Annotated in this window: 1 protein-coding gene; it reads right to left on the bottom strand. The window is 45.4% G+C overall.

The window, feature by feature from the left end:
• A partial coding sequence (locus FC43_RS02355; protein WP_056953784.1) for an IS3 family transposase occupies nt 1-626 on the bottom strand: 626 nt, incomplete at both ends.

Here is a 626-nt window from a genome sequence, read left to right as displayed (position 1 = left end):
GCTTCATCCTTATAGTGACTCCAGAAACTTTCCATCGGCGCATTGTCAATACATTTGCCAACTCGTGACATGCTCAATGTGAAGCCTGCTTCGGTAGTTAGACGCAGATATTGTTTCGAAGTGTACTGCGTTCCACGATCGCTGTGAAGCAGTGGATGAACATTTGGATTCTTGGCTATAGCTTGCGCCAAGTTCTGCAGTACCAATGAATTATCGTTCCGTTGACTGATATTATAGGCAATAATACTGCCGTCATAGAGGTCCTTAATGGCACTCAAAAAGGCTTTCTCCCCATTGCCATAGGTGAGATAGGTTACATCAGTAACCCACTTCTCGTTTGGGTTGGCGGCTGTGAAATTCCGCTCTAAACGGTTAGGGAAGAAGTTGGTTCCACTGACAATCGTGCACCCACGTCGTGGGCGCCGAATGATCGCCTGTAGGTCAAGATGCCGCATTAATCGCAGTACTCGCTTAAGATTAACTTTTCGATCATGTTCACGTCTTAGCACCATCGTAATCCGGCGGTAGCCATATCGACCATTATATTGATCATAAATTTGCTTAATTAACTTTTGAAGCTCTTCATTCGCCTGCTGATGAGTCGTGATTGGCATCTTTGTCCAACG

Origin of the sequence: Limosilactobacillus ingluviei DSM 15946, from assembly GCF_001435775.1 — a bacterium.
GTDB lineage: Bacteria > Bacillota > Bacilli > Lactobacillales > Lactobacillaceae > Limosilactobacillus > Limosilactobacillus ingluviei.
The sequence above is the reverse complement of the archived record's forward strand: the minus strand, read 5'-3'. Positions and strand labels throughout refer to the sequence as shown.